Here is a 17493-nt window from a genome sequence, read left to right on the forward strand (position 1 = left end):
GGGGCGTACACCTCAGTGGGGGCCGAGGCGTTGTCCCCGGATGCGGAACGTGGAATCGGGGGACGCGGTGGACGTTTGCCTTCTGGGTCCGGTCGAGGTGTTGAACGGGGGACACCGGATCGCGCTGAAGGGCGCCAAGCCGACCGCGATACTCGCGGCCCTCGTCGTGCACCTCGGTGAGGTGCTGTCCGCCGAGCGGCTGGTCGATCTGGTCTGGGAGGAGGAGCCGCCCGCCACCGCTCGGGCGCTCGTCGCGTCGCACGTCTCCGGACTGCGCCGGGCCCTGGCCGGTACGGAGGGCGCGGAGGCCATCCGTACCCGCACCCCGGGTTACGTCGCCGAGTTCCCGCCCGCCGCCGTGGACGTCCGTCGTTTCGAGAAGGCGTTCGCGGCCGGCCGGAGGGCGGCTGTCGAAGGGCGGGCCGAAGAGGCCGTCGAGACCCTGCAAGCGGCGTCGCGCCTGTGGCGCGGCCGGGACGCCCTGGAAGGGGTCGGTCAGTCCTTCGCCCGTGTGGAGGCCCTGCGCCTGACGGAACTCCGGCTGGAGGCGCAGGAGTTCCGCTTCTCCGCCGAACTGGACCTGGACCGCCGTACGGATCTCGTCTCCGAACTCGTCGCCCATGTCGCCGCCCACCCCCTCAGGGAACGCCCGCGCGGCCAGCTGATGACCGCCCTGTTCCGTACCGGCCGGATGCCCGACGCGTTGCGCTGCTACGAAGAGGGCCGCCGGCTGCTCCGTACGGAACTGGGCGCGGACCCCGGCCCGGAACTGCGTGCGCTGCACCAGGCCCTGCTCCGGGCGGACACCACGGTGCTGGGAGCGCCCGCTGCCCGAAGGGCCGCGCCCGCGGGGAAGGGACCCGGACCCGCACCTGCCGTGGCTCTCCCGCGCCCCGACGAGGACGCCCCGGCAACCCGCCGCACCGAGCGGTCCCTCGACGGCACAGGTCATCCGGTGCCCACTCAACTTCCGCCCGACGCAGCCGACTTCGTAGGCCGTACCGAACAGACGGCCTGGGCGACCGCTCTGCTCGAGAAGGTGCGCGACCCGCTGCGCACCGCGCCGCCCATCGGGGTGATCTCCGGCCGGTCGGGCACCGGCAAGACGGCCCTGGCCGTCCACGTGGGCCACCGCACCGCCGCGCTCTTCCCCGACGGGCAGCTCTTCGTGGACCTGCGTGCCTCGGACTCCGAACCGGTACGGACCGCGGACGCCCTGGCCAGACTGCTGCGTGCCCTCGGGGTGGACCCGGAGACCCCGGCGCGGGACGAGGAGGACCTCCTCGGGCTGTACCGCACGCACATCACGCGCCGCCGGGTCCTGCTCGTCCTCGACAACGCTGTCAGTGAGGCCCTGCTGCGTCCGCTGCTCCCGCCGGGAGGCGGCTCGGCGGTGCTGATCACCGCCCGTCGCCGGCTCGTCGCGCTGGAGGGCGCCGCCCACCTCGATCTGGGGGTGCCGTCCGAAGCGGAGGCGCTCGACCTGCTGGCCCGCGTGGCCGGTCCGACCCGGCCCGCGCTGGATCCCGACCGGGCCGCCGAGATCGTGGCACTGTGCGGCCGGCTTCCGCTCGCCGTCCGGATCGCCGGTGCCCGTCTCGCCGCCCGTCCCCACTGGACACCGGCGCGGCTCGTGACGCGCCTGGGGGACGAGCGCCGCCGGCTGGACGAGCTGCAGGCGGGCGACCTGGAGGTGCGCGCGAGCCTCGGAATGGGCTACGCCGACCTGGACGAGCAGGAGCAGCGCGCCCTGCGCCGCCTTGCGCTGATGGATCTGCCCGACTTCGCCGCGTGGGTCGCCGGGCCGCTCCTGGACGTGCGCGAGGACGATGCGGAGGACGCGGTCGAACGACTCGTGGACTGCCACTTCGTGGAGGTCGTGGGCACCGACGAGACGGGCAGAACGCGCTACCGGATCCATGACCTGGCGCGCGAGTACGCCCGCGAGCGCTGTGTGGCCGACGAGCCCCGGGAGCAACGGGAGACGGCGGTGCGCAGGCTGGTCGACCGCTGGCTGACCATGGCCCGCATCGCGGCGGCCCACGGGCCGGGCGGCGCGTCCCGGCTCCTCCCCGTCCCCGCCACGGACGGATCGGCAGGGGGCGCGGGAGGGCCGGCTCGGGTCTCGGGCGGGCCGGTCCCGCCGGCGGAGGTGTCGGCCCACCTGACGGACGAACCGGCCGCGTGGTTCGCCGCCGAGCAGCCGTGTCTGCTGGCCGCCGTCATCCACTGCGCGGACCACGGAATGTTCGACGCCGCCCGCGAACTCGCCGCCACCCTCATGGCCGCCTCCGCGGCCCTCTACAACCAGTTCGACGCATGGTCCCGTTCCCACGACGCGGCCCTGGCGGCGGTACGCCGGGGCGGGGACGTCGAGGGCGAGGCCTGGCTGCTGAACGGTCTGGGTCAACTCCGCCTGGAGCAGGACCGCTTCGACGAGGCTTACGAGTTCTTCGCCCGGGCGCTGCGCCTGTTCGAGGAGCGGTCCGTACGCACCGGCAGCGCGGGCGCGCGGGCCGGGATGGGCGCCGCCCGCCGCGAACAGGCCCGCTTCGACGAGGCGCTGCCCCTGCTGACCTCGGCGCTCGAACAGTACCGGGAGGCGGAGGACATCTCGTCCATGGCCCATGTGCTGTACGGCATCGGATACGTCCACCGGGAGCAGGGCCGCGACGACGAGGCGTGGGAGGCGCTCTCCCACGCCCACCGCCTGTACGTCACCGCCCGGGACCGGCACGGCGAGGCGCTCGCACTGCGCTCACTGGGCCTGTGCCGCCGGGCGCGGGGTGACATGGCGGGCGCGGAGGCCCTGCTGCGGGAGTCCCTCGCCATCTTCGAGGAGACGGACGACGCCTACGGCGTCATGTACGCCGGCCTGTCGCTGGCCAAGGCCGAGTTCCGGCAGGGCCGGATGACCGAGCCCCGGCAGCGGCTCGACCGGTGTCTGGAGATCACCCGCAAACGTCAGGACATGTTCGGCGAGGCCCTCGTCCTGCGCACCCTCGGCGAGTGGCATCTCGCCGCGTCCGACTGGGAGACGGCGACCGAGACCCTGCGACAGTCCCTCGGGCTGTGGGACAAGCTGCAGCTGCCGCTGTGGCGTGCCCGCACCCTGCGGGACCTGGCCCGCGCCGCACTGGCCCAGGGCGGGACCGGAACGGCACGCGAGTGCGAGCAGGAGGCGTACGAGGTCTTCCGCCGGCTCGGCACCCGCGAAGCGCTGGAACTCCCGGAGCCGGGGGGCGCCCCGGGGCGCTGAGGCAGCCACCGTACGCCGTGGAATCGGGCCCGGGTACGCACCGGCACCCACCGGCACTCATACGAGAGGCGGCCACTCCCCGTCGCCGGTGTGAACGGCGCGGCACCCGCCGCCCGCGACCACTGCCGGAAGAGGCCTCCACCATGACGAACATGTCACCACGCACGGTCCGCGCCCTGACCGCGGCCTTCCTCGCCGGCGCCGCGGCGCTGGCCGGTCCCGCGACCGCGTCGGCGACCGAGCAGCCGACGGCGGCCGTCCGGACCGCAGTTGCCGGGACCGTGGCGGTGGACTTCACCAAGGTCCACGTGTGGGCGACCGGAGTCAACGTCCGCAACGCCGACTCGGGAATCCCCTTCGAACGGTGCAAGACCTTTCCCTCCCGACAGAACTGCCAGGTCGTGGCGACCGTGTCCCGGACCACCGTGACCGCCTACTGCCAGAAGCAGGGTGAGCTCGTCAGCGACTCGGGTTACAGCAGCCGGTGGTGGACGTACGTGGAATCGCCGAGCGGACCGTGGGGCTGGGTGAACAACGTCTACATCACGGGCGACGAGCACCTGGCACACGTCGCCGACTGCACGTTCTGACCGGAAGGAATCCGTGAACGCGGCCCGCGACGCGGTCGTACGGACGCACCGCCCCGTCCGTCGTGGAGCCGAACAGCACGCGTTCATGACAGAGGGGCACACGATGGCGAAGCGATCCACCGGGCGGCGGCGACGGGGCCGGTGCTCGGCGCGGCTCTCTCCCTGCTCGGCACCGCCGGGACAGCCGGGGCCGCACCCTACGGCCGGCAACGTGAACGTGGGTGCCGACCCGGCCCCCGGCATCCGCAGCTGCTGACCGGCCCACCCCACCGGCCCCTCGCGGTCCACTCCCCGAGGCCTCCGTCCCGCACGGAAGCCCGGGGCGCGGTCGTGTCCGGGACGAGGCATCGCCACCGTCCCGGAAGCCCGGAAAACGCGTGGACCGCCCCCGCGCCCGTACGGGACACTCCGACCCTTGTCCTGCTGGTCCGACAACACAGGGTTTGGGATGGGATCGCCAAAAGCGCACGAAAACATGCCGAGCAGGGGTTCGGTCCTCCTCGCACTTCGCTACTACGGACGGGAACTGGCGCGCCTGCGCCGGGTCACCGTCCCGGCCATGCTGCTCCCGGCGCTGGGCAACATCGGCATCTTCTACATCGCGCCACTGATCGTCGCGAAGCTCGTCGGCCGGGTCGCCGGGGGAGGCGGCTCCGGCTTCGACGCGATGCTGCCCTACGTCCTCGGCTTCGCCGGGGTGCTGCTGCTCGCCGAGACGCTCTGGCGGATCGGGCTGCACTGCCTGAACCGCCTCGACGCCCACGGCATCGAGCACCTCTACGTCATCGGCATGGACGAGCTGTTCGCGAAGGACGCGGCGTTCTTCCACGACAACTTCGCCGGGTCGCTGACCAAACGGGTCCTGAGTTTCGCCTCCCGCTTCGAGGAGTTCGTCGACACGCTGACCTTCTCGGTCATGGGCAGCTTCGTACCGCTGCTCTTCGCGTCGGTGGTGCTGTGGCAGTACGACCCGATGCTCGTGGTCGGCCTGCTGACGCTGATCACCCTGACGGCGGTCTGCGTCACGCCCCTCATCCGCCGCCGCCAGACGCTCGTCGCCCAGCGCGAGGAGGCGATCGCCCGTGTCTCGGGGCACGTCGCCGACAGCCTGATGAACATGGACACGGTCCGGGCGTTCGCCGCCGAGGACCGTGAGGCGGCCGAACACCGTTCGCGCGTCGCGCAGTCGCGGCGGCTGACGCTGCGTTCGTGGGACTACGGCAACCTGCGCATCGACACGCTGGTCGCACCGCTGTCCGTACTGACCAACGTGCTGGGCCTGGTGCTCGCCGTCGCCCTCGGCGCGGGCGAGCACGGGGTGGAGGCGATCATCGTCGCCTTCACCTACTACGCCAACGCGACCCGCATCATGTTCGAGTTCAACCAGATCTACCGCCGTCTGGAGAGCTCGATGACGGAGGCCGCGCAGTTCACCGAACTGCTGCTGCAGCCGCCCACGGTGCTCGACCCGGCGACGCCGGAACCGCTGCGGACCGAGGGCTCGGGCGTCCGGTTCGAACGGGTGAACTTCGCCCACGGTGGAGGGCGGCCGCTCTTCGAAGGCCTGGAACTGGACGTGCCCGGGGGGTCGAAGATCGGTCTCGTGGGCCGCTCCGGAGGCGGCAAGACCACGCTCACCCGGCTGCTGCTGCGGATGACGGACGTGGACGGCGGCCGGATCCTGATCGGGGGTCAGGACATCAGCCGCCTGCGCCAGGCGGACCTGCGCAGTCGGCTCGCCTACGTCCCGCAGGACCCGGCGATGTTCCACCGCACGCTGCGGGACAACATCGCGTTCGCCCGGCCGGGCGCCACCGAGGCCGAGATCCGGCGTGCGGCGGAGGCCGCGCACGTCACCGAATTCGCCGACGCGCTCCCGGACGGATTCGACACCATGGTGGGCGAACGCGGCGTCAAACTGTCCGGCGGACAGCGCCAGCGGGTCGCCCTCGCCCGGGCCGTCCTGCGCGACGCGCCGATCCTGCTGCTCGACGAGGCGACCAGCGCCCTGGACTCCGAGAGCGAGCTCCTCGTCCAGGAGGCGCTGTGGCGGCTCATGGAGGGCCGGACGGCCCTGGTGGTGGCACACCGGCTGAGCACGGTGGCCACCATGGACCGGCTGGTCGTCCTCGACCGCGGCCGGATCGTGGAACAGGGCTCGCACCAGGAGCTCCTCGCCACCGGGGGCGCGTACGCGAAGCTGTGGAAGCACCAGTCGGGAGGGTTCCTGCACGACACCGACGCGGACACGGACGGCGACACGGACACGGGCAGGGGCACGCACGCCGGCACCCGCCCCTGGACCGGCACCGCCGCCGTCACCCGGGCGCGCTCCGGGCTCGACTGAAACGGGGACGTGTCCTGCGGAACCGGGCGATGGAAAATGCATAGTTTGTCCCGATGTGAGTGTCGAAGCTGAAGGTCGAGAGGTCCCGGGACGGCGCCGGCTGGCCCGGGCGGTGCTGACGGGTGTGGCCGCCGTCGGGGCCGGGCTGGTGGCCGGCTCCACCCAGGTGCCCATGGCCCCGCCGCCCGGGGGCGGGGCCGGATCGCGGCCCACCACCCCCGAAGCGGCGCTCCGCCAACTGGTGACGGGGAACGGGCGCTGGCGGACCTACCACGAGCGGCACCCCGACCAGACGCGGACCGTGCGGCGCACTCTGGTCGCCGGCCAGCACCCGTTCGCCGTGGTCCTCGGCTGCGTCGACTCCCGGGTCCCGCCGGAGCTGGTCTTCGACCAGGGCCTCGGTGATCTGCTGACCGTGCGCTCGGCGGGCGAGGTCCTGGACGAGGCGGTCCTCGGGAGCATCACCTACGGCGTCCTGGAGCTGCGCATCCCGCTCGTCGTCATCCTGGGGCACCAGTCGTGCGGGGCCGTCGGCGCGGCCGTGCGGGCGGCGGAGGGCGGACCTCCCCTCCCGGGGCACATGCAGTACCTGGTCGACCAGATCCGCCCCGCCATCGACCGCGGGCTGCCGGGAGCCGCGCGGATCGATGCCGCGATCACCGCGAACGTACGGCTGGTACGGGAGAGGCTGGCCGCGGAGCCCGAGATGGCCGCCCGGGTCGCCGCCGGGACGCTGGCCGTGGTCGGGGCCCGGTACGAACTCACCAGCCAGCGGGTGCGGCTGGTGCGCTGAGCGCACGCCGACGTACGAATGCCCGTGCGTCAGCGCCGTGCGGGCCGGACCGCACGTCCGGGTGATCATTCACGGGCGGGGCGGCTTTCGGCGTCCGGGGCGCCCGGGGGCCGGGACAGTTACCTCATGATCATCGACTCTTCCCCGATGCCCGACCCCGGTGCAGGCCCCGGCACCGACCCCGACTCCGGGCCCGCGGCGGACCCCGCCCGCCGACCCTCCCGTCGCACGGTCATCGCAGCCGCCGGAGCGGCCGTGGCCGCGGGAGCCGGCGCCCTCACGGTCGCCACCGCGTCCGCCGGCACCCCGCAGGTGCCGTCCGGATCCGCGCGCCCCGACTGGGAGACCTGCCTCACCGTGGCGCGGGCCGTCCTCGTACGGGGGGACGACGACGAGCCCCTGGTGCCCGGTTACGCGGACATCCTCCTCAGGAACGGCCTGCCGCGCTCCCGCATGCCCCGCAGGAAGGTGCTGGTCGTCGGCGCAGGGCCGGCCGGCCTGACCGCCGCCCACCTGCTGCGCGGGGCCGGGCACCAGGTCACGGTCATCGAGGCCAACGGCAACCGCGTCGGCGGCCGGATCAAGACCTTCCGCACCGGCGGACACGAGAAGTCCCCCGCCGCCTTCGCCGACCCCAAGCAGTACGCCGAGGCCGGCGCCATGCGGATCCCCGACAGCCACCCCCTGGTCACCGGCCTGATCGACAGTCTCGGCCTGAAGCGCAGGCGCTTCCACCTCGTCGACGTCGACGGCTCCGGCCGTCCCGCGTACCGCACCTGGATCTTCGTCAACGGCGTGCGTGTCCGCCGCGCCGACTACGCGCGCGCACCACAGACCCTGAACCGCTCCTTCGGGGTGCCCGCGGCGTACGAGGGGATCCCCGCCGCGCAGATCGTCCGGAACGCCTTCGCCCCCGTGCGCAGGGAGATCGAGGGCAAGAAGGACAAGGCGCTCGTCGAGGGCTGGGCCCGCATCTTCCAGCGCTACGGCCACATGTCGATGTACCGCTACCTCACCGAGGAGGCGCAGCTCGACGAGCGCACGATCGACCTGATCGGAACCGTCGAGAACCTCACCTCCCGGCTCCACCTCGCCTTCGTGCACAGCTTCATCGGGGCCTCGCTCATCAGCCCCGACACCGCCTTCTTCGAACTGCCCGGCGGCACCGCCACCCTGGCCGACGCGCTCTACGCCCGGGTCGAGGACATCGTGCGGCTCGACCGCCGTGCCACCCGGATCACCCACGGGGAGGGCGGGGTCACCGTCGACACCGTCTCCGAGGGCCGCGGCGGCCGCCCCGTGCAGCGGGAGACCTTCACCGCCGACGCCGCGATCATCACCGTCCCGTTCTCCGGACTGCGCCACATCCCGGTCACCCCCGCGCTCTCCTACGGCAAGCGCCGCGCGATCACCGAACTGCACTACGACGCGGCCACCAAGGTGCTGCTGGAGTTCAGCCGCCGCTGGTGGGAGTTCGACGAGGCGGACTGGAAGCGCGAACTGGAAGCCGTACAGCCCGGCTTGTACCGCAAGTACCAGCTCGGGCGGACCCCGGAGGACGGCGCGCTGCTGGGCGCGCACTCCTCCGTACCGCGCAGCGGTATCTCCGGTGCCCAGCGGGCGCACTACGCGGCCTGCCGCAGCCGCGGCCGCGACCAGCCCGAGGCCGCCGGAGTCATCGGCGGCGGCTCCGCCACCGACAACCCCAACCGCTTCATGTTCCAGCCCTCCCACCCCGTCGAGGGCAGCCCGGGCGGGGTCGTGCTCGCCTCCTACAGCTGGTCGGACGACGCCCTGAAGTGGGACTCCCTCGACGACGACGAGCGCTACCCCCGCGCCCTGGCCGGCGTCCAGGAGGTGTTCGGGCAGCGGATCGAGGTGTTCTACACGGGCGTCGGCCGCACCCAGTCCTGGATGCGGGACCCGTACGCCTACGGGGAGGCCTCCGTACTGCTGCCGGGCCAGCACACCGAGCTCTTCCCGCACGTGCGCGGGCCCGAGGGGAACCTGCACTTCGCCGGCTGCCACACCTCCGTCAAGCCGGCGTGGATCGAGGGCGCCCTCGAGTCCGCGGTGCGCACCGCGCTGGAGGTCCACACCTCGGGGTGAGCACGGGCCCGGCCGGCCCGGGCCCGCCTCAGCTCTCGGCGAGCACGACCACCCAGTCGTGCTCGCCGAAGCGGACCCGCTGCCGCTTGTCGGGATTGAGCCGCACGCCGTACGCGGGGGCGGTGGCGGCCTCTGCCCGCAGGCGGTAGCCGACCGCGCACTCCCGGCGGCGGCGCGCCGACTCGACCAGCGTGGCGAACGCGACCTCCCGGTCGGTCCGCACGTAGTCCGCCACGGGCCTCAGGTAGAACTCGCTGCCCTCCGCCCTGAACAACTCCTCGAAGACGGCGGACAGATGCCCGCTCTCCGAGATCTGCGTCATCAGCAGGCTGATCAGGCGGCCGCTGACGATGAAGTCGGCGCCCGCCCGCGCGGGGGCCAGCAGACGGTTGGCGTCGTCCGACATTTCGGTGGTGAGCGGGAGTTCGCAGCCCGCGGCCTCCCCGATGGCGCGCAGGTGCAGCAGCGTCACCAGCGTCCTGTCGTCGTCCGTGCCGCTCCCGGACCCCGGGGCGAAGGCGGGCGGGACCGCTTCGGGCGGCGTGGCCCGGGCGGTGCTCTCGCGGTCCGTCTCGCCGATCACGATCACGCTGTCGTACGCGGGCACGTCCAGCTTGGCCAGGACGTCCGGGTCGGTGATGTCCCCGCTGTGGAAGGTCACGTCGAGACGGCTGCGGGCCGCCGCGATCCCGGCGGCGGCCCGCAGCGTCGCCTCGTCGCCGAGGGCCACGACGTCCAGGGTGGTGCCGGCGCTGACGAATTCGTCGAGCTGCTCGACGACGAGCGGGGCGCGCCGGTTCCATCCGAGGAGGAGCAGGCGTTCGGCGAAGCGGGGCCGGGGGCGGGCGGTGACGATCGCGTCCTCGTCGACCCAGGGGCCCGCCGGCTCCGTCACGGCCGTGTCGTCGTCCTCGGAGACCAGGACGATCCGGTCGCCCTCGCCGATCTCCGTACCGGGGTCCGGATTGAGCGCGACACGGCCGTCGGGGTGCAGGAGGCCGACCGCCGAGGACGTGGTGAACGCCAGGAGGGCCTCGCCGAAGGTCCGCCCGGCGAGTCCCGCGGCGGGCGCCGTGTAGAACTCGTCCCCGGCGAAGTCCAGCAGGTCCTGGTAGACGAGGGAGAGTCCGGGCTGCCGGGCGGTCTGGACGAGGAGCCGGGCGATGATCTCGTCGGCGCACAGCACGTGTCCGCCGGGCCCGGCCGCCAGCGTGGCCGTGAGGTGGTTACGGGTGTCGCGGACCGCGGCGACCACCACCGCGTCGCGCGGGCGGGGGAGCGCGGCGTCGAGGGCGAGGAGGGTCTTCACGACGTGGGCGTCGCCGCAGTCCCCGTCGGGCGGCAGCACGAGAACGGCCTTCGCCGTCTGCGGGCTCACCCGGGCCAGGACCGTCGGGTCGGTGGTGGGTCCGCTGCGGCAGATGATCCGTGTGGCGCCGGCGCCCGTTCGGGTTCCCGTGGCGTCGAGGCCCGTGGCGATCTCGTCCTCCATGTCCACCTTGTCCTTCGGGGCGAGGACGGCGATGGCGGACCGGCGCTGGTTGGCGTTGGCCGCGACGAGCTCGGCGACCACCGGGAAGATCTGGTCGGACCAGCCCAGGACGACGGTGTGTCCCGCCTCCAGCACGGTGGAGTGCCCGCGCCGCAGCGACATGAGGCGCTGGTTGATGCCGGTGGTGATCAGACTGACCAGCGTCGACACGAACAGCAGGGCGACCAGGGCGAGCGTCACCGAGGCCAGCACGTACAGGGGCGAGCCGACCGCACCCCCGAGCTTGAGGGTCTGTCCGACGCTGACCCATACGGCCGTGAGCCGCCCCGACAGGGTCGCCGGGGAGGCCCGGTCGGCCCAGACGAGCACCGCGCTCGCCGGGACCACGACCGCCAGGCAGCCGAGCGCCAGCCACCCGATCAGCGGGGTGGTACCGCCCGCCACCAGGGTGTCGAACCGGTACCGCAGGCGCAGCCGCAGGGACGTCGTGTGCTGCTGTGCCATGCGTACTCCCTCGTCTCCCGCGCTGCTGACTAACCCGTGGGAGCCCCCGCGGTTACGGCCTGAACGGCCCTGGGCCACCCCGTTCGCGGGACCGGGCGGCCCGAGCGGGCGGCCCGAGCGGACGGTCAGGGGCGCAGGGCGGCGATGACCTCGTCGGTGGTGCTGACCTTGCCGATGCGCGGGAAGATCGGGTCGGCGGGCATGCGGTCTCCTTGGGAGCCGGGTGCGGCGGGGGCGCCCCGGGCGCTCGGTCGGAGAGGAAAGCCTGTCAGACGGTGCGGGCCGCACCCCGGCTGATCACCCCCATGTCGCGCACGACGTCGAGGAACCGGCAGGACCTGCAAACCCCCTAGAATGCGAACATGAGTACGAACATGGGGGAGGTCCGTCCCCTCCTGTCGACGGCGCTGACCGGGGCGGAGCTGCTGCGCTGGTACTGGACCCTGGCCGAACTGACCGTGCTGGCACGGCAGATGGGCGTACCGGTCCGGGGCGGGAAGGCCGCCGTCACCGCCCGCCTCGCCGCCGCGCTCGACGGCCTGCCCGTGCCGGCACCCCCGGGGCCCGCCGCACCCCGCCGTGCCGCGGGACGCCAGCTCACCGCACCCGTCGACGGGACGACGGTGATCCCACAGGGGCAGCGCTGCAGCCAGGTGCTGCGGGAGTACTTCGCACGGGAGATCGGCCCCGGCTTCCACTTCGACGCCTTCATGCGCGAGTACGTCGCCGGACACGCGGGACACACCCTCGCCGAGGCCGTGGAGCACTGGCACGCGACCCGGGCCCGGGCGGCCGAACCCCAGGAGGTCGGAGCGCAGTTCGAGTTCAACCGCTTCCTGCGCGACTGGTACGTCCGGCACCCCGGCGGCGCCCGCCCGGACGCCCTGGACGCCTGGCGGGCCCACCGGTCCCGGCCGCGCGACTGAGGCACCCGGGCCGCCGCCGGGCGTCGCGGACATACTGAGCGCCGTGAAAACCGTATCCGAGACCGACGCCCACGACCCCTCCGCCGACGACGCCGTCCTGTTCCGCGTCGAGGGGCGGACCGGTGTGGTCGTCCTCAACCGGCCCCGGGCCCTCAACGCCCTCACCCACCCCATGGTGCTCCGGATCGCCGAAGCGCTCGACGCCTGGGCGGACGACCCCGCCGTGGCGCAGGTCCTCATCCGCGGATCCGGCGAGCGCGGACTGTGTGCGGGCGGCGACATCCGGGCCATCCACGACGACGCCAAGGCCGGGACCACCGCCTCCACCGGCTTCTGGCGCGACGAGTACCGGCTCAACGCGCGCATCGCCCGCTACCCCAAGCCCTACGTCGCCCTCATGGACGGCATCGTCATGGGCGGCGGCGTCGGCGTCTCCTCCCACGGCAGCGTCCGGGTCGTCACCGAACGCTCCCGCGTCGCGATGCCGGAGACCGGCATCGGTTTCGTCCCGGACGTCGGCGGGACCTGGCTCCTCGCGCGCGCCCCCGGCCGCCTCGGCACCCACCTCGCCCTCACCGGCACCGCCGTGGGCGCCGCGGACGCGCTGCTGTGCGGGCTCGCCGACCACTTCGTACCCGCCGAACGCCTCCCGGAGCTGACCGCCGCGCTCGCGCAGGCCCCCGCCCACGAGGTGCTGCCGCGGTACGCCGCCACGCCCGCACCCGGGGTGCTCGCCGGCCGGCGCTCCTGGATCGACCACTGCTACGCGGCCGACACGGTCGAGGAGATCGTGGAACGGCTGCTCGGCCAGGGTGAGCCGGAGGCGAAGGAAGCCGCCGGGACGATCCTGGCCAAGTCCCCGACCGCGCTGAAGGCCACCCTCGCCGCCGTGTGCCGGGCCGCGGCCCTCGAGACGCTGGAGCAGGCGCTGGCCCAGGAGTTCAGGGTCTCCTGCAACGCGCTCACCTCGCCCGACCTGGTGGAGGGCATCCGGGCACAGGTCGTCGACAAGGACCGCGCCCCGCGCTGGTCCCCGCCGACGCTCGCCGAGGTCACCGAGGCCGACGTGGAGCGGTTCTTCGCCCCGCTCGGTGAGGACCGTGACCTGCGCCTGCCGTAGCCCTCCCGGGGGTGGGGAAAGGAGGCGGCCCGTCCCGGGACGGCCCCGCCCGGGACGGGCCCGCCCGGGACGGGCCCGCCCCACGGAGGGCGCGGAGGCCGCCGCTCCGCACCGGCCTATGCGCCGCTGCCCACGTATTCCCGCAGGTGGCGGGCGGTCAGGGTGTCCCCGTCGGCCACCAGGGCCGCCGGGGTGCCCTCGAAGACGACCCGGCCGCCGGAGTGCCCGCCGCCGGGACCGATGTCGATCAGCCAGTCGGCGTGCGCCATCACGGCCTGGTGGTGCTCGATGACGATCACCGAGTTGCCGTCGTCGACGAGCCGGTCCAGCAGGGCCAGCAGCTTGTCGACATCGGCCATGTGCAGTCCGGTCGTCGGCTCGTCCAGGATGTAGGTGGAGGACTTCTCCGCCATGCTGATCGCGAGCTTCAGCCGCTGCCGCTCGCCGCCCGACAGGGTGTTGAGCGGCTGGCCGAGGCGCACGTACGACAGGCCCACGTCGGCCAGCCGCCCGAGGACGGTCCGGGCCTGGCCGGTGGCGAAGAACTCGTGCGCCTCCGCCACCGGCATGTTCAGCACCTCGCTGATGTTCTTGCCGCGCAGCCGGTACGTCAGGACCTCGGGGGTGAAGCGCTTGCCCTCGCACTCCTCGCAGACCGTGGCCACCCCGGCCATCATCGCCAGGTCGGTGTAGACGAGCCCGAGGCCGTTGCACTTCGGGCAGGCACCCTCCGAATTCGCGCTGAACAGTGCCGCCTTGACGCCGTTGGCCTTGGCGAAGGCGGTCCGGATCGGCCCCAGCAGCCCGGTGTAGGTGGCCGGGTTGGACCGGCGCGAACCGCGGATCGGCGACTGGTCGGCCACCACCACCCCTTCGCGCCCGGCCAGGTAGCCGTGGATCAGGGAGCTCTTGCCGGATCCGGCGACACCGGTCACCACCGTCAGCACGCCGAGCGGCACGTCCACGCTGACGTCCTTGAGGTTGTGCAGGTCGGCGCCCTTGACCGACAGGTGGCCTCGCGGCGCGCGCACCGACTCCTTCAGGCGCGCCCGGTGTCCGAGATGGCGCCCGGTGAGGGTGCCGGAGGTGCGCAGCCCGGCCACGTCCCCGCTGTAGCAGAGCTGTCCGCCCGCCGTGCCCGCGCCCGGGCCGAGGTCGACGACGTGGTCGGCGATGGCGATGACCTCGGGCTTGTGCTCCACGACCAGCACGGTGTTGCCCTTGTCGCGCAGCCGCAGCAGGAGGTCGTTCATCCGCTGGATGTCGTGGGGGTGCAGGCCGGTGGTGGGCTCGTCGAAGACGTACGTGACGTCGGTGAGGGAGGAGCCCAGGTGCCGCACCATCTTCACGCGCTGGGCCTCGCCGCCGGACAGCGTGCCGGAGGGGCGGTCCAGGCTGAGGTAGCCCAGGCCGATCTCGACGAGGGAGTCGAGCAGGCCCCGCAGGTTGGCCAGCATCGGCGCCACCGAGGGCTCCTCGATCCGGCGTACGAACCCGGCCAGTTCGCTGATCTGCATCGACGCGCACTCGGCGATGTTCACGCCGTGGATGCGCGAGGACAGCGCGGCCGCCGAGAGGCGGGCGCCGCCGCAGTCGGGGCAGGCGGTGAAGACCACCGCGCGGTCCACGAAGGCCCGGATGTGCGGCTGCATGGACTCGCGGTCCTTGGCCAGGTAGAGCCGGGTGATCTTGGTGATCAGGCCCTCGTAGGTGAAGCCGTTCGCGCCCGGCTTCACCTTCACCGAGCCCTTGTGGAGGAAGTCGGCCCACTCCTGCTCGGTGAAGTCCTTGAGCTTGGTGTCGGGGGAGTAGAAGCCGGAGTTCGCCATGTTCTGCCAGTACCAGGAGCCCACGGCGAAGCCGGGGACGGTGATCGCGCCCTCGTTGAGCGAGAGTTCGCGGTCGACGAGCTGGTCCACGTCGATGTCGGAGACCTCGCCGACGCCCTCGCAGCGGGGGCACATCCCGTCAGGGTTGTTGAAGCTGAACGCGCTGGACGTACCGATGTGGGGCGTACCGACACGGGAGTAGATGATGCGCAGCATGGTGTAGGCGTCGGTGGCGGTCCCCACGGTGGAGCGCGAACCCGCGCCCATCCGCTCCTGGTCGACCACGATGGCCGCGCTGAGGTTGTGCAGTCCGTCCACGTCCGGCCGGCCGAGGGCCGGCATGAAGGACTGGAGGAAGGCGGTGTACGTCTCGTTGATCATCCGCTGTGACTCGGCGGCGATGGTGCCGAAGACGAGCGAGGACTTACCGGATCCGGAGACGCCGGTGAAGACCGTCAGGCGACGCTTGGGGATGTCCAGCGAGATGTCGGCGAGGTTGTTCTCGCGGGCTCCTCGTACCTGGATGACCTGGTGGTTGTCGGCGGCGATGTGCACGGAACTCCTCGAGGTGCGGCGTCTCGGCTTACTCTCTGCGCTTTACTCTATACGCTGTACTCTATACGGTGTAGTCAATTAACGGTGAATGCTCGGAGGCCGCGACATGGTGAAGGACCGGAGCGGGGCGGGAGACCCCGTCCGCACGCTGGAGCTGCTGTGGCGCGAGCCCGGGCAGCCGGCGCAGGCCGGCCGGCGCGGCCCGCGGCAGGGCCTCAGCGTGGACGCCGTCGTGCGGGCCGCGACCGCCCTCGCCGACGAGGAGGGGCTGACCGCCCTGACCATGCGGGCGCTGGCGCAACGCCTCGGCGTGACCCCGATGACCGTCTACACGTACGTCCCCGGCAAGGCCGAACTGCTCGACCTGATGCTCGACGACGCGTACCTGCACATGGAACGCGGGACGGCGGACCAGGGCGAGCCCTGGCAGGTCCATGTCACTCGGATCGCCGAGGACAACCGGGACCTGATGCTGCGCCACCCCTGGATCGCGGACCTGGCCGTCACCCGCCCGCCGCTGGGCCCCGGAGTGATCGGGAAGTACGAGTACGAACTGGCGGCCTTCGACGGGATCGGGCTCACCGACACCGAGATGGACGCCGCCCTGACGCACCTGCTCGGCTTCGTGCACGCCAACGCGCTGGCCGCCGCCGACGACGCCGACCACAACAGTCGCCAGAGCCAGGAGGACTGGTGGGCCGTCAGCGCGCCGCTGCTGGAACGCGCCCTCGACCCCGACCGCTACCCGCTCGCCGGCCGCGTCGGCACCGCGGTCGCGGGCTACCACCCCGGAACGATCTGGACCTTCGGACTCCAATGCGTCCTGGACGGCCTCACCCACCGCCTCGCCGCCCGGCAGGAGCCGAAGGACACGGGCCGGAGCGTGCCCGGCTGAGGGCTGTCCCGTGATCCCCGGCGGGCGCACGACGCCGGCTACGGCACCTCGCTGCGTGGTCGCAACGCCCGAATGTGCCCAGTACGGGGGCTCCCCTCCGCCTTGCGGTGCACCGCACCCGACGCCGTGCGCCGCTTCCATGGGGGAATGCGGGACGGCCCTCAGCGGTAGCCGGTGGGGTCGGCCGGGTGGCCGGGGTCCTGGACTTCGACCAGGTAGCGCCAGGCGTCCGGGCGGCTGCCGTCCAGGTCGGTGAAGCCGTAGACCCGGGCCAGCTGCCCGCTGGAGAGGGACCGGCCGTTCCAGCGGGAGACCTCCGGGTCGGCGGCGAGGGCCGCCACCGCGCGGCCCACGTACGCCGGAGTCTCGGAGATCGCGAAGTGCGGGACCGTGGTCAGCGCGTCCCGCCAGTTCTCCTCCGTCACGCCGAAGGCGTCGAGCATCATCTCCGAGCGCAGCCAGCCCGGGGTCAGCGCCACGGCCGTGGCCCCGCGCGGGCCCAGCTCGTGCCCGAGCGCGAACGCCATCCGCAGCACCGCCGACTTGGCGATGTCGTAGAAGAAGGAGACCCGGTAGCGGGTCGCGTTGTAATCGGCGGTGCCGTCCGTCATCTCCACCACCAGGCCGCCCGGTTCGCGCAGCAGCAGCGGCAGCGCGCAATGGCTCGTGATGGCGTGCGTGTCCACCGCCAGCCGCAGCAGCCGCAGGCCCTTGTCCAGGTCGTGTTCCCAGACCGTGCTGTCCCACTCGAAGAGCAGCTCACCGCCCCAGACGTCGTTCACCAGGACGTCGAGCCGGCCGTGTTCCGAGTCGATCCGCCCGACCAGCGCCTCGACCTCCGCCGGCACCAGATGGTCGGCGACCACCGCGATCCCCCGGCCTCCCGCCGCCGTGACCAGCTCGGCGGTCTCCTCGATCGTCTCGGGCCGGTCGTACTCCGAACGCCGGCCCCGCGTGCTGCGCCCCGACACGTACACGGTCGCACCCTGCGCGCCCAACTGCACCGCGATGCCCCGGCCCGCGCCGCGCGTCGCCCCCGCGACGAGGGCCACCCTGCCTTCGAGAGTCATGCGG

Annotated in this window: 11 protein-coding genes; 8 read left to right on the forward strand and 3 right to left on the reverse strand. The window is 72.9% G+C overall.

Features of this window, described 5'->3' with window-relative positions:
• Positions 1-97: 97 nt before the first annotated feature.
• From IH80_RS0102260 to IH80_RS0102280, 5 genes are all read left to right on the forward strand, one after another.
• Positions 98-3259: an AfsR/SARP family transcriptional regulator gene (locus IH80_RS0102260; protein ID WP_234432097.1), complete on the forward strand. Its 3162-nt coding sequence runs from the start codon at positions 98-100 to the stop codon at positions 3257-3259.
• A gap of 152 nt (positions 3260-3411) precedes the next feature.
• Complete coding sequence (locus tag IH80_RS40570; protein WP_158943255.1) at positions 3412-3849, forward strand: hypothetical protein; 438 nt, start codon at positions 3412-3414, stop codon at positions 3847-3849.
• 448 nt (positions 3850-4297) lie between these two features.
• Entirely contained in the window at positions 4298-6196 is a 1899-nt protein-coding gene (locus tag IH80_RS0102270; protein ID WP_078906277.1) for an ABC transporter ATP-binding protein, read from the forward strand.
• A gap of 55 nt (positions 6197-6251) precedes the next feature.
• Positions 6252-6989, forward strand: coding sequence for a carbonic anhydrase (locus tag IH80_RS0102275; protein ID WP_234432086.1), 738 nt, complete (start codon positions 6252-6254; stop codon positions 6987-6989).
• Between the two features lie 126 nt (positions 6990-7115).
• Complete coding sequence (locus IH80_RS0102280) at positions 7116-9098, forward strand: flavin monoamine oxidase family protein (RefSeq protein WP_234432087.1); 1983 nt, start codon at positions 7116-7118, stop codon at positions 9096-9098.
• Between the two features lie 28 nt (positions 9099-9126).
• On the opposite strand, the gene IH80_RS0102285 is transcribed toward IH80_RS0102280, so the two are convergent.
• The gene (locus tag IH80_RS0102285) at positions 9127-11094 is read right to left on the reverse strand and encodes a CASTOR/POLLUX-related putative ion channel (protein WP_030957204.1); all 1968 of its coding nucleotides are present in this window, start codon (positions 11092-11094) and stop codon (positions 9127-9129) included.
• Positions 11095-11456: 362 nt separating this feature from the next.
• Here IH80_RS0102285 and IH80_RS0102290 point away from each other — a divergent pair, with 362 nt between their 5' ends.
• Positions 11457-12020, forward strand: a complete 564-nt coding sequence (locus IH80_RS0102290) for a DUF6434 domain-containing protein (protein WP_030957205.1) — start codon at positions 11457-11459, stop codon at positions 12018-12020.
• 43 nt (positions 12021-12063) lie between these two features.
• Complete coding sequence (locus IH80_RS0102295; RefSeq protein ID WP_051808670.1) at positions 12064-13140, forward strand: enoyl-CoA hydratase/isomerase family protein; 1077 nt, start codon at positions 12064-12066, stop codon at positions 13138-13140.
• Positions 13141-13256: 116 nt separating this feature from the next.
• Here the strand turns inward: IH80_RS0102295 and IH80_RS0102300 are convergent, their stop codons facing one another.
• The gene (locus tag IH80_RS0102300) at positions 13257-15524 is read right to left on the reverse strand and encodes an ATP-binding cassette domain-containing protein (protein ID WP_030957210.1); all 2268 of its coding nucleotides are present in this window, start codon (positions 15522-15524) and stop codon (positions 13257-13259) included.
• 106 nt (positions 15525-15630) lie between these two features.
• Here IH80_RS0102300 and IH80_RS0102305 point away from each other — a divergent pair, with 106 nt between their 5' ends.
• The gene (locus tag IH80_RS0102305) at positions 15631-16419 is read left to right on the forward strand and encodes a TetR/AcrR family transcriptional regulator (RefSeq protein WP_030957213.1); all 789 of its coding nucleotides are present in this window, start codon (positions 15631-15633) and stop codon (positions 16417-16419) included.
• Between the two features lie 161 nt (positions 16420-16580).
• Here IH80_RS0102305 and IH80_RS0102310 read toward each other — a convergent pair whose 3' ends face one another.
• Entirely contained in the window at positions 16581-17489 is a 909-nt protein-coding gene (locus tag IH80_RS0102310; RefSeq protein ID WP_030957214.1) for an SDR family oxidoreductase, read from the reverse strand.
• Positions 17490-17493: the final 4 nt, after the last annotated feature.

The organism is Streptomyces sp. NRRL S-378 (genome assembly GCF_000720645.1).
Taxonomy (GTDB): domain Bacteria; phylum Actinomycetota; class Actinomycetes; order Streptomycetales; family Streptomycetaceae; genus Streptomyces.